The organism is Streptomyces sp. NPDC006339, assembly GCF_040612775.1.
Lineage (GTDB): Bacteria > Actinomycetota > Actinomycetes > Streptomycetales > Streptomycetaceae > Streptomyces.
Map to the genome: position 1 here is coordinate 62,605 of NZ_JBEXQW010000005.1, position 22,298 is coordinate 84,902.

The 22,298-nt window shown below is 73.1% G+C and carries 18 protein-coding genes; 9 read left to right on the forward strand and 9 right to left on the reverse strand.

The window, feature by feature from the left end; translation table 11 throughout:
• Positions 1-140: 140 nt before the first annotated feature.
• Positions 141-2,549 carry an ABC transporter substrate-binding protein gene (locus ABZ135_RS05430; RefSeq protein ID WP_356692022.1) on the reverse strand — a complete coding sequence of 803 codons (2,409 nt, stop codon included), beginning with the start codon at positions 2,547-2,549 and terminating at the stop codon, positions 141-143.
• Between the two features lie 261 nt (positions 2,550-2,810).
• Here ABZ135_RS05430 and ABZ135_RS05435 point away from each other — a divergent pair, with 261 nt between their 5' ends.
• From ABZ135_RS05435 to ABZ135_RS05450, 4 genes are read left to right on the forward strand one after another with little or no spacing between them, the layout of a single operon-like run.
• The gene (locus tag ABZ135_RS05435) at positions 2,811-3,038 is read left to right on the forward strand and encodes a hypothetical protein (RefSeq protein ID WP_356692024.1); all 228 of its coding nucleotides are present in this window, start codon (positions 2,811-2,813) and stop codon (positions 3,036-3,038) included.
• Between the two features lie 34 nt (positions 3,039-3,072).
• Positions 3,073-3,894 carry a hypothetical protein gene (locus ABZ135_RS05440; RefSeq protein ID WP_356692026.1) on the forward strand — a complete coding sequence of 274 codons (822 nt, stop codon included), beginning with the start codon at positions 3,073-3,075 and terminating at the stop codon, positions 3,892-3,894.
• 1 nt (position 3,895) lies between these two features.
• On the forward strand, positions 3,896-5,854 hold the full coding sequence (locus ABZ135_RS05445) for a fumarate reductase/succinate dehydrogenase flavoprotein subunit (protein WP_356692028.1): 1,959 nt from the start codon (positions 3,896-3,898) through the stop codon (positions 5,852-5,854).
• Entirely contained in the window at positions 5,851-6,621 is a 771-nt protein-coding gene (locus ABZ135_RS05450; protein ID WP_356692030.1) for a succinate dehydrogenase/fumarate reductase iron-sulfur subunit, read from the forward strand. Before ABZ135_RS05445 ends, ABZ135_RS05450 begins: the two co-directional genes overlap by 4 nt.
• A gap of 21 nt (positions 6,622-6,642) precedes the next feature.
• Here ABZ135_RS05450 and ABZ135_RS05455 read toward each other — a convergent pair whose 3' ends face one another.
• Positions 6,643-7,665: a hypothetical protein gene (locus ABZ135_RS05455; protein ID WP_356692032.1), complete on the reverse strand. Its 1,023-nt coding sequence runs from the start codon at positions 7,663-7,665 to the stop codon at positions 6,643-6,645.
• A 217-nt stretch (positions 7,666-7,882) separates the two neighbouring features.
• On the opposite strand from ABZ135_RS05455, the gene ABZ135_RS05460 reads away from it, so the two are divergent.
• Both ABZ135_RS05460 and ABZ135_RS05465 read left to right on the forward strand, forming a co-directional pair.
• Positions 7,883-9,970, forward strand: coding sequence for a TPM domain-containing protein (locus ABZ135_RS05460; RefSeq protein ID WP_356692322.1), 2,088 nt, complete (start codon positions 7,883-7,885; stop codon positions 9,968-9,970).
• A gap of 47 nt (positions 9,971-10,017) precedes the next feature.
• Complete coding sequence (locus tag ABZ135_RS05465; RefSeq protein ID WP_356692034.1) at positions 10,018-10,728, forward strand: PspA/IM30 family protein; 711 nt, start codon at positions 10,018-10,020, stop codon at positions 10,726-10,728.
• Positions 10,729-10,812: 84 nt separating this feature from the next.
• Here ABZ135_RS05465 and ABZ135_RS05470 read toward each other — a convergent pair whose 3' ends face one another.
• The 5 genes from ABZ135_RS05470 to ABZ135_RS05490 all read right to left on the reverse strand — a co-directional run bounded on the left by ABZ135_RS05470 (position 10,813) and on the right by ABZ135_RS05490 (position 15,968).
• Complete coding sequence (locus tag ABZ135_RS05470; RefSeq protein WP_356692036.1) at positions 10,813-13,473, reverse strand: SpoIIE family protein phosphatase; 2,661 nt, start codon at positions 13,471-13,473, stop codon at positions 10,813-10,815.
• Positions 13,474-13,617: 144 nt separating this feature from the next.
• Positions 13,618-14,049 carry an ATP-binding protein gene (locus tag ABZ135_RS05475; RefSeq protein WP_356692038.1) on the reverse strand — a complete coding sequence of 144 codons (432 nt, stop codon included), beginning with the start codon at positions 14,047-14,049 and terminating at the stop codon, positions 13,618-13,620.
• A gap of 100 nt (positions 14,050-14,149) precedes the next feature.
• Positions 14,150-14,686 (reverse strand): (deoxy)nucleoside triphosphate pyrophosphohydrolase, encoded by a 537-nt coding sequence (locus tag ABZ135_RS05480; RefSeq protein WP_356692040.1) that lies wholly within the window; start codon positions 14,684-14,686, stop codon positions 14,150-14,152.
• Positions 14,687-14,720: 34 nt separating this feature from the next.
• On the reverse strand, positions 14,721-14,900 hold the full coding sequence (locus ABZ135_RS05485; RefSeq protein WP_356692042.1) for an SPOR domain-containing protein: 180 nt from the start codon (positions 14,898-14,900) through the stop codon (positions 14,721-14,723).
• A 315-nt stretch (positions 14,901-15,215) separates the two neighbouring features.
• On the reverse strand, positions 15,216-15,968 hold the full coding sequence (locus ABZ135_RS05490) for a GntR family transcriptional regulator (RefSeq protein ID WP_356692044.1): 753 nt from the start codon (positions 15,966-15,968) through the stop codon (positions 15,216-15,218).
• 228 nt (positions 15,969-16,196) lie between these two features.
• Here ABZ135_RS05490 and ABZ135_RS05495 point away from each other — a divergent pair, with 228 nt between their 5' ends.
• Positions 16,197-17,537: a glycoside hydrolase family 18 protein gene (locus ABZ135_RS05495; protein ID WP_356692046.1), complete on the forward strand. Its 1,341-nt coding sequence runs from the start codon at positions 16,197-16,199 to the stop codon at positions 17,535-17,537.
• Between the two features lie 267 nt (positions 17,538-17,804).
• Here ABZ135_RS05495 and ABZ135_RS05500 read toward each other — a convergent pair whose 3' ends face one another.
• Entirely contained in the window at positions 17,805-19,025 is a 1,221-nt protein-coding gene (locus ABZ135_RS05500; protein ID WP_356692048.1) for a DUF4190 domain-containing protein, read from the reverse strand.
• A gap of 280 nt (positions 19,026-19,305) precedes the next feature.
• Between ABZ135_RS05500 and ABZ135_RS05505 the strand changes: the two genes are divergently transcribed.
• Together ABZ135_RS05505 and ABZ135_RS05510 are read left to right on the forward strand one after the other, a co-directional pair.
• Positions 19,306-20,412 carry a serpin family protein gene (locus ABZ135_RS05505; RefSeq protein ID WP_356692049.1) on the forward strand — a complete coding sequence of 369 codons (1,107 nt, stop codon included), beginning with the start codon at positions 19,306-19,308 and terminating at the stop codon, positions 20,410-20,412.
• Entirely contained in the window at positions 20,364-20,492 is a 129-nt protein-coding gene (locus tag ABZ135_RS05510) for a hypothetical protein (protein WP_356692051.1), read from the forward strand. Before ABZ135_RS05505 ends, ABZ135_RS05510 begins: the two co-directional genes overlap by 49 nt.
• 163 nt (positions 20,493-20,655) lie before the next feature.
• Here ABZ135_RS05510 and ABZ135_RS05515 read toward each other — a convergent pair whose 3' ends face one another.
• Positions 20,656-22,230, reverse strand: coding sequence for a S8 family serine peptidase (locus ABZ135_RS05515; protein ID WP_356692053.1), 1,575 nt, complete (start codon positions 22,228-22,230; stop codon positions 20,656-20,658).
• Positions 22,231-22,298 lie beyond the last annotated feature (68 nt).

Genomic DNA, 22,298 nt, shown 5'->3' on the forward strand with positions numbered 1-22,298 from the left:
TGAGCTGCTTCTGAGCTTGCGACTTGGAGTTTCGGCTACTTTCGGGTATTGGGGCGTTTTCGGCCCCTGGGGGGCACGGATGCGTCCCTGAGAGGCGCGGAGGGGACGCGGAGGGACGCGGGGGACGCGGCCGGTCGCCGTTACCCCTTGTTGCGCTCGGCGCCCTTGGCCGACTCCGGCTTCTTGAAGCCGATGTCCTGGTAGCGCGGTGCGGCGAAGCCCCAGGCGCCCGCGTTGACCACCTCGGGCTTGACCGCCACGAGCTGGGGGCGCTGGTAGAGCGGGATGGAGCCGGCCGCCGCCCAGATACGGGCGTCGGCCTGGCGGACGAGATCGCGGGCCTCCTCCTCGTCGAGGGTCGCCGCCGCCTGGTCGAAGAGCTGGTCGATGCGGTCGGTGCCGACCCGCGCGTAGTTCTGCTCCACCAGCAGCGAGCCGTCGGAGGCCGGCTCGGGCTTGGCGTAGATCGGCCGGGCGTCGGTCGCCGGGAAGGCGGTCGCGGGCCAGGAGTAGAGGGCGAGGTCGTAGTCGCCGGAGGCGATGTGGTCCTTGAAGAAGCTCTCGTCGGAGACCTTGACGACCTCGGTGCGGATGCCGATGGCGTCGAGCATCCGGATGATCCGGTCGCCGACCGCCCGCAGCGACTCCGAGCCCGGCCCCGAGGGCAGGACGAAGCGGAGGCTGAGCGGCTTGCCGTCCTTGCCCAGGGCCTGCGCGGCCGCCGCGTCCACGGCCGCCGGGGCGGCCGTGCCGCGCGGGGCGTAGGCGCCGGCGACGGGCCTGGCCACCGGCTTGCCCTCCGCCTTGGCGCCGGTGTCCGTGTCGAGGGCCGCGGCCTGGCGGAGCAGGGCGGCGCCCTGGAAGGCGGCGACGGGGGCCGGGGCGAGGATGTTGGTGCCGTTCTCCGGGCCGCCCGCGCCGATCAGCGGGGCGGCGCGGCGCTCGCCCGGCTTGTCGTCGCCGACGATGTAGAGGCCCTCGTCGGAGGCGGCGTCCGCCTCCTCCGCGTTCCCGTCCGTCTTCTTCTCGTTCTTGTCGTTCTTCTCGTTCTTCTCGTCGGCCGCCTTCTCGGCGTCCTCGGCCTTCCGTTCCTGCGGGCCCTTCTTCTCGGCCTCGCTGCCCGCCTTCGTGGCGGCGGCCGGCTTCTTCAGCGCCCCGCCCGGGACCCAGCCCGCGTCGGCGAGCAGCGCCCGCGCCTCCTCGGTGTCCTGGTCGCCGAGCGCGTCGCTGCTGTCGGCGTACGCGGGCTGTCCGACGAGGGCCAGGTGGCTGCCCGGGGGCCTGGCCGGCAGGCCGAGCGGCTTGAGGACGGTCTCGGCCAGTTCCTGGCGGTCGATCGCGCGGGCCACCGCCCGGCGCACCCGCTCGTCGGCGAGCGGCCCGGACTCCCCGTTGAGGGAGAGCTGGGTGTAGGCGGGCTCCAGGGACTTGCGGACCACGAACCGGGCGAGGCCCTTCTGCTCGGCCGCGTAGCGGGCGATGGCGCGCTGGTTCTTCTCCCGGGCCGCCCTGACCTCCTCGGCCTTCTCCTCGTCGGAGCCGTACGCCAGGGCCCAGGACTTCAGGGCGGCGGCGGGGGTGATCCCGGCGCCGGGCCCGTGGGCGAGGGCCTGCGCGCCGTTCCGGCCGGCGCGGGCGTCCCGTACGGCGAGGGCGATCCGTTCGGCGGCGGCCCGGTCGATCTCGGCCAGGTCCAGCTTGTCGGCGGCGAGCGCGGCGGCCCGCTCGGTGCGGGGCACGGCGGTGAGGACGAGGGTGTCGAGCTTGGCGGTCTTGCCCCACCAGCGGGGGTTGCGGGCGAGGGTGACGGTGTCGTTCTCGCGGTCGATCGCCTTCAGGAGAAACGGTCCTGCGGTGGACTTGAGGGTGCTGCGCGCGCCGTCGTTGAAGGTGTTGGGCGAGCCCATCACCTCCTTCGGGTAGAGCGGGGTGAAGAGCGAGCGCCAGTCGGCGTAGGGCTTGCCGAAGGTGACCCGTACCTCCAGGTCGTTCTTGCCGCGCTCGATCTTCTCGATCCGCTCGTAGCCGGCGTTGCGGGCGGTCCAGTACGCGGTGTCCCGGCCGCTCAGGGCCCGCCACTGGGCGACGAAGTCCGGGGCGCCGATCTCGCGCCCGTCGCTCCAGACCGCCTGCTGGTTGAGCTTGTAGAGGACGACCTGCCGGGGCTCGGTCTCGATGACCTGGGCGGATTCCAGGTAGTCGGGGTTGAGCCGGGGCCGGCCGCGCTCGTCGAGGGTGTGCAGGGCGGGGAGCACGGCTCCGGCGATGCGGGCGGTGGTGCCGTCGGCGTCGGCCTGGAAGGCGTTGAGCGTGGTGGGCAGGGCGTCGACGGCCCAGCGCAGGGTTCCTCCGTCGGCGACCTTGTCGCGGGGGGCCGGCGCGTTGTCCTGGGCGGCGGCGGGCGGCTCGTCGCCGCTGTCGCCGGAGGTGCATCCGGCGAGCACGGCGAGGGCGAGGACCGCGCTGCCGAGGGTCGCGACGGAGCGGAGCGTGCGGGAGCGGGGGCTCCTGGAGCATGTCCTCCCGCGAGGGGCGCCGACCTGGGACATGACTTGTACCCCTTCGTCCAGTTTCATGCCATTTGGAGATGATCACACCTATTGCTCATACACTGAAAAGGACGGAGCGGATCCGGCGAGGGCGACACGACGGCACGGCCGGCAAAGCCCACCCGTGCGGCCCAACGGCCCCCGCGCCGGGGCGCCCCGGACGAGTGGAATCACGGCACACGGCTTCACAAGCGGGATGTGACGCGCGACACTCTCAGGCGCGTGTTCGCCACCCCCGCACTCGCGGAAGTGAGGGCAACCATGTCCGTGCAGGACGATCTGGCGGCCGTCAAGCGCCGCCTGCACGACCTCGAGCTCACGGTCGAGCGGCTGGAACGCCGCGTCGCGGCGGAGCGGGACGCGCCCACGGCGACGCCGACCACCGGCCGGCCCGACCTCGTACCCATCCCGGACACCCCGTACGACAGCGGGATGTGGACCGATTCCGACGACGAGGGCCTGGGAGCACGCGACCGCCACGCGCCGTAGGCGCCCACCGGCAACCGGCAGAGGAGGCCCCTCGTTGGCCACAGGTACCGAACCCTCACCACGGTCGACGGGGGTGCGCTCCCCGGGGCGCGCCTCCGTCGCCGCCCGCCATCTGCGCACCGACCGCTGGTGGCTTGCGCCCGCCGCCACCGCCGCCGGACTGCTCGCCTTCGTCGCCTACTCGACCTGGCGGGCCTTCGCGGGCGACCACTACTACGCCGCGCCCTACGTCTCGCCGTTCTACTCGCCCTGCCTCGCCGAGAACTGCGTGCCCATGCGCGGCGGCCCGAACTGGGAGCTCTTCGGGAGCTGGTGGGGCCTCTCCCCCGCCCTGCTGATCCTGATCTTCCCGCTCGGCTTCCGGCTGACCTGCTACTACTACCGCAAGGCGTACTACCGGGGCTTCTGGGCCTCCCCGCCCGCCTGCGCGGTCGCCGAACCCCACCGCGCGTACAGCGGCGAGACCCGCTTCCCGCTGATCCTGCAGAACGTCCACCGGTACTTCTTCTACCTGGCCCTGCCGGTCGCCGGCGTCCTCACGTACGACACCGTGCTGGCCTTCCGGGACGCCTCCTACGCCTGGGGGCACGCCGGGCTCGGGACGCTGGTCTTCCTCGTGAACATCGTCCTCATCTGGGCGTACACCCTGTCCTGCCACTCCTGCCGGCACGTGGTCGGCGGCCGGCTGCGGCACTTCTCGAAGCATCCCGTGCGCTACCGGCTGTGGACCTGGGCGGGGCGCCTCAACCTCCGCCACATGCAGCTCGCCTGGGCCTCGCTGATCAGCGTCGCGGTCTGCGACCTGTACGTGTACCTGCTCGCCACCGGCGCCTTCGACGACCCGAGGTTCTTCTGAGATGACCGATACGGAACGGCAGCAGTGGGACGTGATCGTGGTCGGCGCCGGGGGCGCCGGGCTGCGGGCGGCGATCGAGGCGCGGGACCGGGGCGCCCGTACCGCCGTCATCTGCAAGTCCCTCTTCGGGAAGGCGCACACCGTGATGGCCGAGGGCGGCATCGCCGCCGCCATGGCCAACGCCAACCCGCACGACACCTGGCAGACCCACTTCCGCGACACGATGCGCGGCGGGAAGTTCCTCAACCAGTGGCGGATGGCCGAGCTGCACGCCCAGGAGGCCCCGGAGCGGGTGTGGGAGCTGGAGACCTGGGGCGCCCTCTTCGACCGCACGCCCGACGGGCGGATCTCCCAGCGCAACTTCGGCGGCCACGAGTACCCGCGGCTCGCGCACGTGGGCGACCGGACCGGCCTGGAGCTGATCCGCACCCTCCAGCAGAAGATCGTCTCCCTCCAGCAGGAGGACTTCCGCGCGACCGGCGACTACGAGAGCGGCCTGAAGGTCTTCCAGGAGTGCACCGTCACCCGGGTCCTGAAGGACGGCTCGGGGCGGGTGGCCGGGGTCTTCTGCTACGAGCGGGAGTCCGGGCGCTTCTTCGTCCTCCAGGCGCCCGCGGTGGTCCTCGCGACCGGTGGCATCGGCAAGTCCTTCAAGGTGACCTCCAACTCGTGGGAGTACACCGGTGACGGTCACGCCCTCGCTCTGCTCGCGGGCGCGCCACTGGTCAACATGGAGTTCGTGCAGTTCCATCCGACCGGGATGGTCTGGCCGCCGTCCGTGAAGGGCATCCTCGTCACCGAGTCGGTGCGCGGCGACGGCGGGGTGCTGCGCAACTCCGAGGGCAAGCGGTTCATGTTCGACTACGTGCCCGAGGTCTTCAAGGAGAAGTACGCGCAGACGGAGGAGGAGGGCGACCGCTGGTACGAGGACCCGGACCACAACCGCCGCCCGCCCGAGCTGCTGCCCCGCGACGAGGTGGCCCGGGCGATCAACGCGGAGGCCAAGGCGGGCCGCGGCTCCCCGCACGGCGGGGTCTTCCTGGACGTGTCGACCCGCATGCCGGCGGAGGTGATCCGGCGCCGGCTGCCGTCGATGTACCACCAGTTCAAGGAGCTCGCGGACGTCGACATCACGGCCGAGGCGATGGAGGTCGGGCCGACCTGTCACTACGTGATGGGGGGCGTCGCCGTCGACTCGGAGACCGCGGCCACGGTCGGCGTCCCGGGGCTCTTCGCGGCCGGTGAGGTCGCCGGCGGCATGCACGGCTCCAACCGGCTCGGCGGCAACTCCCTGTCCGATCTGCTGGTCTTCGGACGCCGGGCCGGGCTGTACGCCGCCGCGTACGCGGCGGAGGCGGGCCGGACCGAGGTCGGCGAGGCGGCGGTGGCCGAGGCGCGGGCGGAGGCGCTGGCCCCGTTCGACGGCTTCGACGGCTTCGACGGCGAGGCGTTCGGGGCGGCCGCCGAGAATCCGTACACGCTCCACCAGGAGCTCCAGCAGACGATGAACGACCTGGTCGGGATCATCCGGCGGGAGAGCGAGATGGCCGAGGCCCTGGAACGGATCGCGCGGTTGCGCGAGCGGGCGCGGCGGCTCGCCGTCGAGGGCCACCGGCAGTTCAACCCCGGCTGGCACCTGGCCCTGGACCTGCGCAACATGCTCCTGGTCGGCGAGTGCGTGGCCCGGGCGGCCCTGGAGCGGACGGAGAGCCGTGGCGGGCACACCCGGGAGGACCGCCCGTCGATGGACCGCGCCTGGCGGCCGGTGAACCTGCTGTGCCGGGTGGACGACGGGGACGGGCGCGGGGGCGGGGGCGGGGGCGCGGGTGGGGTGCGGCTGGAGCGGGTGCGCACCGAGCCGATCCGCGCCGATCTGCTCGCCCTCTTCGAGAAGGAGGAGCTGGCGAAGTACCTGTCCGAGGACGAGCTGGACGCGGCGGAAGCGGGGCTGGAGTCATGACCACCTACGACGCGCGGTTCCGCATCTGGCGGGGCGACGCCGACGGCGGCGAACTGACCGACTACACGGTCGAGGTGAACGACGGCGAGGTGGTCCTCGACATCGTCCACCGCCTCCAGGCCACCCAGGCGCCGGACCTGGCGGTGCGCTGGAACTGCAAGGCCGGCAAGTGCGGCTCCTGTTCGGCCGAGATCAACGGCCGGCCGCGGCTGCTGTGCATGACCCGGATGTCGGTCTTCGGGCCGGAGGAGATGATCACCGTGACGCCCATGCGGGCCTTCCCGGTGGTCCGCGACCTGGTGACGGACGTGTCCTTCAACTACGCGAAGGCGCGGGAGATCCCCGCCTTCGTGCCGCCCGCCGGGCTGGCGCCGGGCGCGTACCGGATGCGGCAGGAGGACGTCGACCGCTCGCAGGAGTTCCGCAAGTGCATCGAGTGCTTCCTGTGCCAGAACACCTGCCATGTGGTCCGCGACCACGAGGAGAACAAGGAGGTGTTCGCCGGTCCTCGTTTCCTCATGCGGATCGCCGAGCTGGACATGCACCCGCTGGACGCCGCCGAGGAGGCGGGTCTGGACCGCCGCCGCACCGCCCAGGACGACCACGGCCTCGGCTACTGCAACATCACCAAGTGCTGCACCGAGGTGTGCCCGGAGGGCATCCACATCACCGACAACGCCCTGATCCCGATGAAGGAGCGGGTCGTGGACCGGAAGTACGACCCGGTGGTGTGGCTGGGCGACCGGATCCGGCGCCGCCGCTCGTAGCCCGCCGGGCGGCGGCCCCGCTCAGTGCCAGCCCGCCCGGTAGGCCGCCCAGTCGCCCTCCTCCGCCGCGAAGTCGACGTACAGCGCGAGTCCGAAGCGCTCCCGGCCCGGGTCCGTGCGCCCGAGCCCCAGCCGGGCGCCCCGGACGGCGGCGGCGACGGTCTCGGCGTTCTCGTGGTGTCCGAGGTCGTCCTCGTGGAAGAAGGGCAGCCCCATGAGGAGGTCCGTGCTCTCGGGGGTCACCTCCAGGGCGAGGCTGGTCTGCTGGGCGACGTAACCGCCGTACAGGCCCTCCAGCGGCATCCAGGTGTCGTACGACATGACGGCGATCTGGTCGACGCGGCGGGCGACCTGTCCGAAGAACTCCTGCGACCACCACTTCTCGCTGCCGCCGGTGACCACGCCGAGGGCGGTGTGGGCGGCCGGCAGCGGATCTATCTGGTGCGCGGCGACCGAGAGCGGCGCCTTGCGGGCCCGGGTGAGCGCGCCGAGGTCGTCGAGCAGCGACAGATAGTGGGGGTCGTCGGAGTGCAGGGGCTCCAGGTCGAAGTGGACCCCTTCGAAGCCGGCGTCGAGGATCTGCCGGGCCGAGGCCACCACCGCGGCCCGCGAGCCGGCGTCCTCCAGGCGCAGCCCGTCGGGGCCCTCGGTGGCGAGGATGTCGCCGAGCCAGGCGTGCACCCGTATGCCCGGCATCGTGCGGTGGACGCCGTCGAGGAGCCAGCGGGCCCGGGGGTAGCGGGCGGCGGGCAGGGTGCCGTCGTGCTCCAGCGGCCCGGCGTGGACGTACAGGTCGCGGATGCCCGTGCCCTTGATCCGCGCGGCGAAGGCGGTGAGGTCGGCGTCCTTCTTCCGGCCGTCGACCCAGGCGTGGCCGAGCCAGATGGCGTCCTTGCCGCGCGTCGTGGTGCCCTCGCGCAGCTCACCGGTGTAGTTGAGGCGCAGCGCCGTGCCCGCGACGAGGACCGGGACCACGAGCAGGAGGACAAGCCCGAGGACGATCCGGCGTCCTCGTCGCCCCTTGCTCTTCCACCGTGCGTTCACCCGGGCCCCCCGAGGGTCGTCGTGTCACTGGAGCCACCGTAGCGGTGGCTACCGACAGTGACGCGGGCCTGTGGAGAACGGTTTCCGCACGGCCCGTCCGATCCCTGCTGCCGCGTCACGCCCCTCCCGCCCGTACGGCCCGGCCCGGTCGCGTGGGGACAATCCCGGACATACCCTCGCTTGCGTGACGCGAAGAGCCACCCGGGCCCTGCTCTCGATGCTGGTGGCGGCGTGGTGGCTGCTCGTGCCCGCCGCCCACGGCGCCCCTGCCGACGACCCCGTCGAGCTGTCCCGTGAGGGACAGATCACCGACCGGGTGGGAGCCCTCGGCGACCGGCGGGCGGCGGTGGCGCAGGCCCTGGACCGGCTCTACGACGACCGGCGGGTCCAGCTCTTCGTCGTCTACGTACGGGACTTCTCCGGCCGCGGCGCCCAGAGCTGGGCGGACACCACCGCCGAGCGGAACGGCCTCGGCCGCGACGACCTGCTGCTCGCCGTCGCCACCCACGAGCGGCTGTACGGCTACTCCGCCGACCCCGACAGCCCCTTCACCCAGGCCCAGCTCGACGACGTGGCACGGACCGCGATCGAACCGGCCCTGCGGCAGAACGACTGGGCCGGCGCGGCCGTCGGCGCCGCGAACGGCTACTCGGCCGTCCTCGCGGGCCTGCCCGTCCCGGCCCCCACGATCACCTCCGGTCCCGCCGACCCGGGCGGCGGCACGACGGGCGGCTCCGGCTCGGCGGCCGACCTGCTCGTGCCGGTCGTCCTGGTCGGCGGCGCGGGGGCCGTGGCGGCGTACGCGTACGCCCGGCGCCGCCGCAGGACCGCCACCCGCACCACCCCCGGCGGCGGGAGCGGCGGTGGCGCGGGCGGCGGCCAGGGCTGGGGCGCGCCGAGGACTCCCCCGCCGCCCTCGCTCGACGAGCTGGACGGGCGGGCCCGGCAGGCGCTGGTCGCCACCGACGACGCCGTACGGACCAGCCAGGAGGAACTGGGCTTCGCCACCGCCCAGTTCGGCGAGGAGGCGGCCGGGCCCTTCACGGAGGCGCTGCGGTACGCGGAGGACGAGCTCACGGCCGCGTTCCGGCTGCGGCAGCGGCTCGACGACGCCTTCCCCGAGGACGACGCGACCCGCCGCTCGATGCTGGACGAGATCCTGAGGCGCTGCGCGGACGTCAACGCCCGCCTGGACGCGGAGTCCGCGGACTTCGACCGGCTGCGGGCGCTGGAGCGCAACGCCCCGCAGGCCCTGGCCACCGTCGAGAACGCGTTCCGCGAGCAGACCGGCCGGATCGGCACGGCGGAGGCGGCCCTGACGGCCATGCGCGAGCGCTACACCGAGTCGGCGGCGGCCCCGGTCTCCGGCGACGTCGAACAGGCCAAGGACCGGCTGGTCTTCGCCACCACCACCATCAACGCGGCCCGGCAGCGGATCGACGAAGGCGACAACGGCGGCGCGGCCGTGCAGATCCGGGCCGCCGAGGGCGCCGTCGACCAGGCGGCGCGGCTGATCGACGCCGTGGACCGGCGGGCCCAGGAGCTCGCCGAGGCGGTGGGAAGGCTGTCCGGGGCGGTCGAGGAGACAGAGGCGGATCTGGCGGACGCCCGCGGGCTGCTCCAGGGCACCGCGGAAGAGGTGCCGACGGCCGATCTGCGCGGCCGGATCGGCCGGGCCGAGTCGGTGCTCGCCGCGGTGCGGGCGGCGGTGGACTCCGGCCGGTACGACCCGATCGACGCGCTGCGCCGGATCGAGGAGGCGGACGCGGCGCTCGACGAGGCGCTGGAGGGCGCGCGGGAGCGCGAGTCGGGAGCCCGGCGCGCCCGTGCGCTCCTTGATCAGGTGACGCTGACGGCCCGTTCGGCGATCGGCGCTGCCGGGGACTACATCACGACGCATCGCGGGGCCGTCGGTGCCGAGGCCCGCACCCGCCTGGCCGAGGCCCGGCGCCGTCTGGACCGGGCCGGGCAGTCGGCCGGCGACGACCCGCAGTCGGCGCTCGCCGAGGCGCAGCAGGCGGACGCGCTGGCCCGGCGGGCGCAGGAACTCGCGGAGCAGGATGTGCGGACGTACGGGAACCCGAACGGCCTGGGCGGTGTAACAGGGGTGGGAGGTGCCGGTGGCGGCGGGCTCGGTGGGGCCGTGCTCGGCGGCATCATCCTCGGCGGACTGTTCGGGGGAGGTCGTGGTGGAGGTTTCGGTGGTCAGGGCGGGGGTTTCGGGGGCGGCGGCTTCGGCGGCGGTCCCGGCAGCTTCGGCGGCGGCGGCACGCGCGGCCGGCTGGGCGGCGGCGGTCGTTTCTGACCTCGCTCTTTCGTTCGTATCCCGTCTTGTGCGCAAGGAGACCGTCCATGAGCAAGCAGACCATCCTCGGCCGCGTCGCCCAACTGGCGAAGGCGAACATCAACGCCCTGCTGGACCAGGCGGAGGACCCGCGGAAGATGCTGGACCAGTTGATCCGCGACTACGCGAGCAACATCACGGAGGCGGAGGAGGCGGTCGCGGCGACCATCGGCAATCTGCGGCTGATGGAGCAGGACCACCAGGAGGACGTGGCGGCGGCGACGGAATGGGGCGAGAAGGCCCTGGCCGCGAGCCGCAAGGCGGACGGGCTGCGGGCCGCCGGGCAGGCGGCGGAGGCGGACCGCTTCGACAACCTGGCGAAGATCGCGCTGGGCCGCCAGCTCCAGTCGGAGAAGGAGGCGAGGTCGGCCGAGCCGACGATCGCCTCCCAGACCGAGGTGGTGAGCAAGCTCAGGAGCGGCCTGGACCAGATGAAGGCCAAGCTGGGCGAGCTCCAGGCCAAGCGCGACGAGCTGGTCGCGCGGGCGAAGACGGCGCAGGCGCAGAACACGATGATGGACGCGGTGAAGAGCATCGACGTCCTGGACCCGACGAGCGAGCTGAGCCGCTTCGAGGACAAGGTCCGCCGGGAGGAGGCGAGGGCGATGGGCAAGCAGGAGCTCGCCGCCTCCTCGCTGGACGCCCAGTTCGAGCAACTGGACGCCCTCGGCGACGAGGCGGAGATCGCGGCCCGGCTCGCCGCGCTCAAGGCCGCCTGACCGGCGCACCCGGTCCGGCCGGTGGGGCGCCGGCGCGGCGGCGCGGCGGCGCGGCGGGCCGGTGGGGCGCGGCGGGCCGGTGGGTCAGAACATGCTGAGCAGTTGGTCGACGGTCGGTTCGGCGAGGCCGTCGCCGTCCGGCAGGGGCAGCTCGAACCAGACGGTCTTGCCGCGCGGGGTGCGGCGCGAGCCCCAGGCGGCGCTGAGCAGCCCGACCAGTTGCAGTCCGCGGCCGCCCTCGTCGGTGTCCTTGGCGCGGCGGCGCCGGGGCTGGACGAGCCCCGCGTCCCACACCTCGCAGACCAGGGTGCGGTCGCGCAGCAGCCGCAGCCGGATCTCGCCCTCGCCGTAGCGCAGGGCGTTGGTGACGAGCTCGCTGACCAGCAGTTCGACGGTGTCCACCAGGGGCTCCAGCTCCCAGGTGGTGAGCTGGGCCCGGGCCAGTTCGCGGGCGCGGCCGACCGAGCGGGGCTCCCGGGGCAGCCGCCAGTCGCCCACGGCCTCGCTGGGCAGGCCCTGGATCCGGGCCATGAGCAGGGCGATGTCGTCCTCGCCGTGGTGGGTGTCGAGGGTGGTCAGGACGTGGTCGCAGACGTCCTCGAGCGGGCGTCCGGGATTGGCGAGGGCGCTGCGGAAGGCGCTCAGGCCCTCGTCGAGCGGATGGTCGCGGGACTCGACGAGCCCGTCGGTGTAGAGCGCGAGCAGCGCACCCTCGGGCAGCTCGACCTCGACCTCCTCGAAGGGCTCGCCCCCGACGCCGAGCGGCATCCCCGGGGGTACGTCGAGGAGCAGGGCCTCCTCCCCGGGTTCGAGGAGCACGGGGGGCAGGTGGCCCGCGTTGGCGAAGGTGCAGCGGCGGGTGACCGGGTCGTAGACGGCGTAGACGCAGGTGGCGAGGTAGACCTCGGACAGTTCCGGGCCGCGGGCCTTGTGGGCGCGGGCGGACTGCTGGGCGCCGGCGGGGGCGCCGAGACCGCGGGCGATCTCGTCGAGGTGGGAGAGGACTTCGGCGGGCTCGAGGTCGAGCTGGGCGAGGGTGCGTACGGCGGTGCGCAGTTCGCCCATGGCGACGGCGGCGCGCAGGCCGCGGCCCATGACGTCGCCGATGACCAGGGCGGTGCGGTGACCGGGCAGTTCGATGACGTCGAACCAGTCGCCGCCGACCTCGGAGCCGACGGTGCCGGGCAGATAGCGGCAGGCGATGTCGAGTCCGGCGGCCTCGGGGTCGCCGGGCGGCAGGAGGCTGCGCTGGAGGATGAGGGCCCGCTCGTGTTCGCGCCGGTAGAGGCGGGCGTTGTCGATGCAGACCGCCGCGCGGGCGGCGAGCTCGACGGCGAGGGCGCGGTCGCGTTCACCGAAGGGCTCGCTGCCCTTGGTCCGGGAGAACTGGACGAGTCCGACGACGGTGTCGTGGGCGACCATCGGGACGACGAGGGTGGACTGGACGAGGCCGCCGTCCGGTCCGGGCACGGTGCCCAGACGGCCGGTGCGCAGGGCTCCGGCGCAGGGCGAGTTGAACGGGTAGCGGTGGACGGAGCCGACCTGGACGTGCCCGGTGTCGCAGCACAGCTCCGTGGCGGGCCCGGTGTGCCGGGGGTGTCCGGCGGCGCCGGCGTCCGGGCCGGTCGCGCCGGGCCCGTCGTTCCCGGGCTTCGCGTCCTCCGCGCTGCCGCGCGGCTTTCCGACCCGTACGGGGGTGTCGGCAACGGCGCTGGCGACGGCGACCCGGCGCAGTTCGGCGCTGCCGGCCCCGTAGCCGACGTCGTGGGAGCTGCCCCAGCGTCCGGGCGGGGCCTCGTCTCCGGTGAGCAGCCCCTGATAGAGGTCGACGGCGGCGAGGTCGCAGAAGCCGGGGACGGCGACGTCGAGGAGTTCGCGGGCGGTGGCCTCCAGGTCGAGGGAGTTGCCGATCCGGGAGCCGGCCTGGTTGAGCAGGGCGAGGTTGCGGCGGGCGCTGGCGGCCTCGCGGGCGGCGTTGTGCCGGCGGGTGACGTCGATGCCGAGGCCGGCGACACCGATGGGCCGGCCGGAGCCGCTGTGGACGCGGTAGAGGTTGACCGACCAGTGGCGCCGGTCATGGGAGCCGGGCGCGGCGCCGACGATCTGGAGGTCGGCCACGGACTCGCCGGTCTCCAGGACCTTCTTCAGGGCGGCGGTCATCCGGTCGGCCTCGGGCCTGGCGAGGTAGTCGTGGACGGTGCGGCCGCGGTGGTCGTCGGCGGAGCCGCCGAAGACGGTGGCGAAGCGGCGGTTGGCGCGCTTGACGGTCAGGTCGGTGCCGAAGAGCAGAAAGCCGAAAGGGGATTGGCCGAAAATGGCCTGCGAGGCGGCGAGGTCGGTCTCGATGCGGCGCAGGGCCCGCACGTCGACCACGATGCACAGCGCCGCGCGCTCCCCGGTCTGCGTCTCGCTCGGCATCACATAGAGCTCGGCGATGCCGTGGGCACCGTCCTCGCCCGGCACCCGGAAGGGGACGAGGCCGGTCCACTCCTTGCCGTCGAGGATCTCCCTGACCCGGTGGTGTCCTCGTTCGCGCAGGTCGGCGGGCATGAACGCCTCGACGGGATCCTTGCCCCTGGCTTCCTCGGCGGTGACTCCGAAGAGTTCGACGGCACGCCGGCTCCACTGGTCGACGAGCCCGTCGGGGCCTATCGAGAAGGAGGCGACCCGGATGTAGTCATAGATGGATCCGGGCGGGCTGCTCTGCCATACGACACCGCTCGCCGTCTCAGGTATCTCGCTCACGCGACCGTCCCCTCCAGCTCACCGCACCGGACCGGCCATGACGGCAGTATTCAGCACCATGGTCCCCGTCGGCACGACGTTCACGATCACAGGGTGGTCTCGTTCGTTTCCGGCCGAGGCCCGCTGATCGTCGTCCCACCCTCTTTACTCACCCGGCAGGGCCAGCTCGAACCACACGGTTTTCCCGGTCCGTCCTGCTCGGGTACCCCAGCGACGGGCGGAACAGGCGACGAGCTGGAGTCCTCGGCCCCCCTCGTCGTCGGGGCCCGCGGGGCGCTCGGTGGGCCCGTCCGGAAGCGGATCCGAGACTTCCACGAGGAGCGCGGGGCCGCGCCCGGGGCCGCTCGCGTCGGATCGGAGCAGGACCAGGCGGACGCCGATGGGCCCGGAGGCGTAGCGCAGGGAGTTGGTGACCAGCTCGCTGACCAGCAGAACGGTCACGTCCCCGATCACCGCGTCGAGCTGCCAGCCCCTCAGGGCGTCCCGCACCGCGTGGCGGGCCGTGCGCACGGCGTTGGCCTCCGCGGGGAAGTGCCACTCGGCGCGGTCGCCTTCGGTGTCGATCACGGGGCCCACGTCCTATTTCGGGGGGTTATTCAGGACATACCCGATATTCGGAGTGGGATATCGCGCCCGGCGCGCCAGTCGGCGCACGGTGGCACGAACGGCGTAGGACTCAGCGGCGCGCGCCGTCCTCCGGCGCGGGGCCGCCGGAGGCGGTGCGAGCGGGGGACGCGGAGGGGTCACCGGCCGGGGCGGAGCCACCGGTCGGTGTGGGGGCCGCGGGGGTGACGGGGGCCCCGGGGGTGGCAGGCAGTAGGCGGCCGGCCTCGGCGACGGCGGGGCGGTCCTGGTCGAGCCAGTCGACGGCGTCCAGCTCGTGCCGGGCCAGCCAGCGCAGCTCGTCGTGGTCCTGGAGCGGCCGGGGCTCACCGGAGCGCAGCCGGGTCGTCCAGACCCTCAGGACGTAGCCGGGCTTGAGCGGCCATTCACCCGGGATGCGCTCACCGACCTCGACCTCGATGCCGAGCTCCTCGCGCAACTCCCGGATCAGCGCCGCCTCGGGGCCCTCCCCCGGCTCCAGCTTGCCGCCGGGGAGCTCCCAGCGGCCCGCCAGCTCGGCGGGCGCGCTGCGCCGCGCGGCGAGGAGCCGCCCGTGTCGATAGAGGGCTCCGGCGACGACCACGACGGGGCCGGCACTGCGATCGGTCATGCCCGGGAGCCTAACCCGCCCCCGGGACGGAGACTCAGAGCGCGGGCTGGCCGACGCGCTCCACCGAGTAGAGCTGCTTGTGTCCGCGGCTGTCCAGGCTGTCGGCGACCTTCTGGGCTTCGTCCTCGGTCGCGTACCGGCCGACGCGGTAGCGGTTGCCGTTGTCGTCCTGCCGTATGACGAGCCAGGGAAGGACGGGACCGCTTTCGCTCATCGGACTTCTCCCTCCGCCGGCCCGGCTGTGTCTGACGATCTCGTGGAAACCGCACTGCGCATATGCCTGAGCCTACGCCTGACCTTTACACAGCGGATACGGGTTTTCACAAAGAGATACGGATCTGGCCGGTAACCGGCGGAGAGAGGCCGGAGAGCGGACCCCGCGGGCCGTCCTGGGGACGCACGGCACCGACATGAGGACGAGCCGAGCGCCGAACCCGGAAGGCGCGAGGGGAGTGAGGGAAGGGGAGGAGTGAGGAGTCAGGAGGGCGAGAAGGCGTGACGAGTCGTCACGGGGCGGGGCGGCGCCGCGTCAGCGCACGGGCAGGTGGTACGCGATCCGGTAGCGGTCGGCCGGGATCACCACGTCGGCGGTCTCGACCGCGCGCCCCGACGCGTAGTACGTCCGCTCGATGACCATGACCACATGACCGGGCACGCCGCCCAGGGTCAGCAGTTCCTCCGCGAGCCCGGGGCGGGCGCCGACCTCCTCGACCACGTTGTCCACGACCACGTCGATCGCCGCCATCCGCTCGACGACGCCGCAGCCGCCCAGCGGGCCCTCCTCGGGCAGCATCACCGGAGTCCGGCCGGTGACGGACAGGGGCTCCCAGGAGGTGGAGAGCATCATCGCCTCGCCCGCGTCCCGGTAGACGTACCGGGTGCGCATCACCCGCTCCCCCGGTTCGACGCCGAGGCGTGCGGCGACCTCGACACTCGCCGGCTCCTGCTCGCTGTTCGACTCCCAGGTGCCGCGCGCGCCTTCGGCCGCCTGCTCCTGGCGGAAGGGGTTGGCGCCCGAGGCGGGCCGGTATCCGGAGCGGGCGATCCGGCGCGGCACGGGCCGCTCACGCACATAGGTCCCCGAACCGGAGCGGCCCTCGACCAGGCCCTCCGCCATGAGGACCTTGCGCGCCTCCAGTGCGACGGTGTCCGAGACCCCGTACTCCTCGCGGATGCGCGCCTGCGAGGGGAGCCGGGTGTGCGGAGGAAGCGAGCCGTTGGCGATCTTCTCCCGAAGATCGCTCGCCACACGCAGATAGGCGGGCTGCTCACCGAACGTCACTGGACACTCCCCTCAGCTTGACTGTCAGCTACAGACTGACGACCGAGGGTGCACAGCCGCAAGCATGGGCCAGGGTTTCACTCGAAGTGATGACTTGCCTTTACGTGGACGCCCACCGCAGATATAGCCACCGAACTGCCGTCGGAATCCTTGACGTTAATGGTCCAGACCAATACGGTCCTGTGCGCACAGCTCCCTTCCGGCATCCCCCGCACAGGAACGAGCCCCATGCGTCGCAGACCTCTTCTCCGGCTGTCCGTCGCCACCGTCTCCCTCGGCCTCCTCGCCGGCCTCGCCCCCGCCGCCAGCGCCGGCACCGCCGCCCACGAGGCCCCCGCCAAGCCCGCGTACAAGCGCGTCGGCTACTTCACCCAATGGGGCGTCTACGGGCGGAACTTCCAGGTCAAGGACCTGGACACCAGCGGCACCGCGGCCAAGCTGAGTCACGTCAACTACGCCTTCGGCAACGTCGGCGCGGACGGCCGGTGCTTCACCGGCAACGTCCCCGGCGAGGCCGACGCCTGGGCCGACTACGTCCGCCCGCTCGACGCCGCCGGCTCCGTCGACGGCGTCGCCGACACCCCGGACCAGCCGCTGGCCGGCAACTTCAACCAACTGCGCGAACTCAAGGCCAAGCACCCCGGCCTCAAGGTGATGATCTCCCTGGGCGGTTGGAGCTGGTCCACCCACTTCTCGGACGCGGCCCGCACCCCCGCCTCCCGCAAGGCCCTGGTCGCCTCCTGCATCGACCTCTACATCAAGGGCAACCTGCCCGTCGACGGCGCCCGGGGTGGCGCGGGGGCCGCGGCCGGCCTCTTCGACGGCATCGACCTCGACTGGGAGTGGCCCGGCTCCGCGGGTGACACCGACACCGTCTTCCGGCCCGAGGACAAGCAGAACTTCACCGCGCTCGTACGGGAGTTCCGCACGCAGCTCGACGCCTACGCACGGTCCCAGAAGCAGCGGAAGCGCTACGAGCTCACCGCCTTCGTGCCGACCGCGCCCGCCAAGATCGACGCCGGCTTCGAGGTCCCGAAGATCATGCGCGACCTGGACTTCGTGAACCTCCAGGGCTACGACTTCCACGGCAGTTGGGAGTCCACCACCGCCCAGCAGTCCGCGCTCTTCGCGCCCCGTGGCGACTTCAGCGTCCACCAGACCGTCGACGACTGGCTGCGGCGCGGCGCACCGGCCCGCAAGCTGGTGGTCGGGATGCCGTTCTACGGCCAGGGCTGGACGGGCGTCACGGGCGGCGGCGACGGCCTCGGGCAGCCGGCCGGCGGCCCCGCCCCGGCGACGTGGGCGAACGGTTACGAGGACTACAAGGCCCTGAAGAAGCTCGCGGACTCGGGCACGTACACCCTGCACCGCGACCGGAGGAACGGCCATGCCTGGCTGTTCGACGGCACCACCCTGTGGACGTACGACGACCCGTGGGTGCTGCGCGCCAAGTCGGCGTACGTACGGGCCAGGGGGCTCGGCGGCGCGATGTTCTGGTCGCTCGACGGCGACACCCCGGACGGCGAGCTGATCACTGCGGTGGACGGCGTCCTCGGCGACCGCCGCTGACCTGACCGGCCGAGGGCCGTCGTCCGTAGACCCACGGACCACGGCCCACGGCCCACGGACCGCGGACAGCGGGCCACGGACCGCGTGCCCGCCCGCCGACGGCGGGCACGCGCGGGGCGGCGGTCGGTCACGGGCCGCCGCCCCGGCCCGCAGGCGAGCGGGGCCGGCTCACTTCCCCGGGAGCCGGCCCCGCTCGGCGCTCCGTCGAGCAGCCGCCCGTCGACGCGCGGCCCTGGACCGGGGCCCGAGCGCCGTAACCCGGGGGCCTCAGACCTTCTGACCGGCACCCTCGCCACTGCCGCCGCCACTGCCACTGCCGCCACCGGTCCCGCCACCGGTCCCGCCGCCGTTCGCGCCGCCCTCCTCGAGCGTGTCGGTCAGCCCGAGCGCGGAGCGGGACTTCGACTCGAAGTCCGTCGAGAGCGCGTCATAGGCGTCCTCGTAGACCTCCCAGAACGCGTCCGAGTCCTTCGCCGTGGCGAGCGCCTGCCACTTCGACGCGGCGGCGTCCAGCTTCTTCGTCAGCTCGCCGACCGGGGCGGCGGAGGCGGCGGGCCAGGTGCGCCCGCGCAGCCCGTCGCCCGCGCCCGTGACGGCCCGGTGCACCTTCCGGGCCCATGCCTTGTTGGCCGCCAGGTCCTCGTCCGCGTCCTTGTCGGGCTCCTCGAAGAGGGCGTCGTCGATGGGGTTCATCTGCTTCAGGAAGTGCAGTTGGTCGGCGTCGAGCGTGCTCGCGTCGCTGCGCAGGGAGCGGGTGAAGGGCTTGCTCTCGGTGGCGAACGCGCAGGTCACGGTCCGGTCACCGCCCCGCCAGCTCTCTCGGGTCGGCATGTAGTAGTAGCTCAGCGCGTCCTCCGGGACCGCCCACGTGTCCAGCGCGTACGCGCTGTTGACGTCCTCGCAGCGGTCCTCCGCGATGCGGTCGATCGCGTCCTCGCCCGGCCACCGGGTGAAGCCGGACACCTTGAACTCGCCGGTGACCTCACCCTCGTGGGGCGTGGTGCAGGGCACCGTCTTCACGTCGGTGGCGTACGCCTCCAGCTTGCCGTCGACGCGGAAGCAGTCGCCCTTGCTCAGCGCGAACGGCGACTGGGACTCGGCGGCCTCGTCCATGCCCTTGTCGAAGTCGCGCCATGCCTCGCCGAACCCGCCGCTCGCGAAGCCCAGGGCCATGAGCAGGCAGGCGACGGAGGAGAGGGCGATGCCGGCGATCGCCATCCCCTTGCCCTTCTGGTGCTTCTTCTTGATCTGCGGCAGGGCGATGAGGCCGAAGATCAGCCCGAGGGGCGGCAGGCAGCACACGATGCCGGAGACGAGGGACGCGACGGCCAGTCCGTTGGTGCTCCGGCCCGGCGCCCCGTACGGTCCGGGCGCTCCCGGCCCGCCGGGACCGTAGGGGCCGCCGGGGCCGTACGGACCGGGCGGCGGGGAGTTGTACGGGCCGGGGGAGGCGTAGGAGCCCGGGGCGGAATAGGGACCGGAGGACACATGCGGACCGGGAGACCCGTGCGGAGCGGGAGACGCGTACGGGCCGGGAGACGCCTGCGGGCCGGGCGCGGGCCCGCCCTGGCGCGGCGGCTGCGGGGGCTGCTGCGGGGACGGGGAATCCTGAGGCGGCTGGAACGGGTCCACGAGTACGGTGCTCCTGTTGGGGCGGCAAGTCCGGGGGATCGGAACGGATCGGACGGGTCGGACGGGTCGGACGCTCGGAGAATCAGAGAGTCGAACGGGCGCGCGCATCGTACGTGGTCCGTGAGCGGGGGGCGGCATGCGGGTCTCGACGGTACGGGCGGTCAACCGCCTCACGGCGCGGTGGGCCGGAGCCCTGCCGCCGGGCCGGGACACGGTCCTGTCGGCGAGCGGTGTCTGGCCCCTGCTCGCGTTTCTCGCGGACGGCGCCGCGGGCCCGGCGAGGACCGAACTGGAGGACGCGCTCGGCATGCCGGCCGACCGGGCGGCGGGCGCGGCCCGCGAACTGCTCGCCGCCCTGGCCCGTGTCCCCGGGGTCGGCTCGGCCGTCGGCCTGTGGACGCGCCCGTGGGTGCGGCCGCGGGACTCCTGGGCGGCCGGCCTGCCGGAGGCCACGCTCGGCCGCCTCGGCGCGGACGACGCGGAGAGCAAGCGGCTGCTTGACGCGTGGGCGGCGGAGCGCACGGGTGGCCTGATCCCGGCCGTGCCCGTACGGGTCACCGAGGAGACGGACCTCGTCCTGGCGACCGCGCAGGCGGTACGGACGAGCTGGCTGCGGCCGTTCGTGGAGGGGGGCATGTTGCCCGACTCCGGCCCCTGGGCCGAGCGGGCGCTCGCCGCGCTGCACCGCACGACCGGCCTGCTCGACCGGGTCGGCGTGGCGGAGACGGACGCGGGCCCGCTCACGGTGCTGCGGGTGCTGGGAAGCACCGGGGTCGATGTCCATCTGCTGCTCGGCCCGGAGGAGGCGGAGTGCGGCGCCGTGCTGAAGGCGGGAGTGGGTGTCCTGGCCGGCACCTTCCGTACCGTCCCGGGCGACCTGCTGCCGCTGGGCGAGCCCGGCCCGGGACTGAACGTCCGCCACGTGCGCGGCACCTCCCGGGAGCCGTATCTCTCGGTGACGACCTCGCCGTTCTCGCTCACGGCGGAGCACGACCTCACCGCCCTGCACGAGCTGTTCGGCCTCACCACCGCGCGGGACGGCACCGTCGGTCACTTCCCGGGCGTCTGTGACGTCCCGCCGCTGTCCGTCCGGCAGGCCGACCAGGCGGCGATGGCCCGATTCGGCGCGAAAGGCTTCGAGGCGGCCTCCGTGCGATCGGCATGCCCGCCGGGGCCGCGCCGTCGACGCCGTACGTGGTCCGCCGCATCGACCTCGACATCGACCGGCCCTTCGGCTTCCTGACCGTGCACCGCACCTCGCGCCTGGTCCTCGCGGCGGGCTGGGTGGCCGAGCCGGTGCCGTACGTCTTCGAGGAGGACTGACGGGAGGACTGAGAGGAGGACTGACAGGGGGCGGGCGGGTGGACGAGCAGGAAGGCCGGAAGGGCGGCCGCCGGATCGGCGACCGCCCCTCACTCAGTCACTCAGTCACTCACTCAGTCACTCACTCACTCACGTACTGCTACGGGTTCAGCCGCTCGCGGTGTCAGAACTGCAGCGCCCAGGAGTCGATCTTCCCGGTGTCGTAGTTCGCGTTGTCCGTGACCCGGAGCTTCCACGTGCCGTTCGCGACCTCGGAGGAGGCGTTGACCGTGTACGTGGTGTTGATGTTGTCCGCGCTGCCGCCGGTGCCGAAGCCCTTGAGCGTGTACGCGGTGCCGTCCGGGGCGATGAGCTGGACCTGGAGGTCACCGATGTAGGTGTGGACGATGTTCACCGGCACCTGGAGGGCGGACGGGGCGTTGCCCGCGACGCCGCTGACGGTGACGAGGGACTCGACGGTCGCGTTGTCGTTGATCGTGTAGTCCGCGGCGTTCTCGAAGCGCGGGCCGGGCGGGGTGGTGGTGCCGCCGCCGACGTACAGCAGACGGTTCGGGGAGCCGGTGCCCGGGCTGGTGACCACGTTCGGGGTGGCGGCGTTGACCAGGGCCGTGGAGACCGCCGACGGGGTGGCCGTCGGGTTGTCCGCCAGGTAGAGGGCGGCGGCGCCGGCCACGTGCGGGGTCGCCATCGACGTGCCGGAGATGGTGTTGGTGGCGGTGTCGTTGGTGTTCCAGGCCGACTTGATGGAGGAGCCCGGAGCGAAGATGTCGAGGACGCTGCCGTAGTTGGAGAAGCTGGAGCGGGCGTCCGTGTTGGTCGTGGAGCCGACCGTGATGGCCTCGCCGACGCGCGCCGGGGAGTAGTTGGAGGCGTTGGAGCTGTCGTTGCCCGCGGCGACCGCGTAGGTGATGCCGGCGGCGATCGACCGGCGCACGGCGTCGTCGAGGACGGTGTCGACGCCGCCGCCGAGGCTCATGTTGGCGACGGCCGGCTTGACGGCGTTGCGCGTCACCCAGTCGATGCCCGCGACGACCTGCTCGGTCGTGCCGGAGCCGGAGTTGTCGAGGACGCGGACGCCGACGATCTTCGCCTTCTTGGCGACGCCGTGCGCCGTGCCGGCGACGGTGCCGGCGACGTGGGTGCCGTGGCCGTGGCCGTCCTGCGCGGTGTTGTCGTTGTCGATCGCGTCGTAGCCGTTGGCGGCCCGGCCGCCGAAGTCGCTGTGGCTGATGCGGACGCCGGTGTCGATGATGTACGCCGTGACGCCCTGGCCCGCGCTGTCCGGGTAGGTGTAGCTCTGGTTGAGCGGGAGGGCCTTCTGGTCGATCCGGTCGAGGCCCCAGGACGGCGGGGAGGGCTGGGTGCCGTCGATGGTGAAGACGCGGTTCTGGCTGACGGACTCGACGGCCGGGTCGGCGGCGAGCTTCTTGGCCTGCGCCTCGGAGAGCTCGACGGAGTAGCCGTTGAGCGCCGCGGTGTACGTCCGCTTGATCTTGGCGCCGAACTTCGTCGCGACGGCCCGTCCCTGCGCGGTCTCCGCCTGGGCGGCGGACTCGCGGAGGGTGACGATGTAGCTGTTGGGGACGGTCCCCTCCGCGCCGGCGTTCAGGATGACGCCTTCGGCGGTGGTCCCGGCGGCGGTGGCCGGGAAGGCGGAGAGGGAGCCGAGCGCGAGGGCTGCGACGGCTATGGCGCCGGCTGCGGCGAGTCTGCGCCGCGAATCACGCATCACGGACATGTGAGGGGTCCTCCTCATTGGTGGTGCGTTGCTGTGGGGGTGGTCGAGCGGTGAAGCGTTTAGCAGGG

Bases quoted from the DNA above. Each gene is read 5' to 3' on its own strand.
- ABZ135_RS05430 (WP_356692022.1), bottom strand. From the start codon at position 2,549: ATGTCCCAGGTCGGCGCCCCTCGCGGGAGGACATGCTCCAGGAGCCCC.
- ABZ135_RS05435 (WP_356692024.1), top strand. From the start codon at position 2,811: ATGTCCGTGCAGGACGATCTGGCGGCCGTCAAGCGCCGCCTGCACGAC.
- ABZ135_RS05445 (WP_356692028.1), top strand. From the start codon at position 3,896: ATGACCGATACGGAACGGCAGCAGTGGGACGTGATCGTGGTCGGCGCC.
- ABZ135_RS05450 (WP_356692030.1), top strand. From the start codon at position 5,851: ATGACCACCTACGACGCGCGGTTCCGCATCTGGCGGGGCGACGCCGAC.
- ABZ135_RS05460 (WP_356692322.1), top strand. From the start codon at position 7,883: ATGCTGGTGGCGGCGTGGTGGCTGCTCGTGCCCGCCGCCCACGGCGCC.
- ABZ135_RS05465 (WP_356692034.1), top strand. From the start codon at position 10,018: ATGAGCAAGCAGACCATCCTCGGCCGCGTCGCCCAACTGGCGAAGGCG.
- ABZ135_RS05480 (WP_356692040.1), bottom strand. From the start codon at position 14,686: ATGACCGATCGCAGTGCCGGCCCCGTCGTGGTCGTCGCCGGAGCCCTC.
- ABZ135_RS05485 (WP_356692042.1), bottom strand. From the start codon at position 14,900: ATGAGCGAAAGCGGTCCCGTCCTTCCCTGGCTCGTCATACGGCAGGAC.
- ABZ135_RS05495 (WP_356692046.1), top strand. From the start codon at position 16,197: ATGCGTCGCAGACCTCTTCTCCGGCTGTCCGTCGCCACCGTCTCCCTC.
- ABZ135_RS05505 (WP_356692049.1), top strand. From the start codon at position 19,306: ATGCGGGTCTCGACGGTACGGGCGGTCAACCGCCTCACGGCGCGGTGG.
- ABZ135_RS05515 (WP_356692053.1), bottom strand. From the start codon at position 22,230: ATGTCCGTGATGCGTGATTCGCGGCGCAGACTCGCCGCAGCCGGCGCC.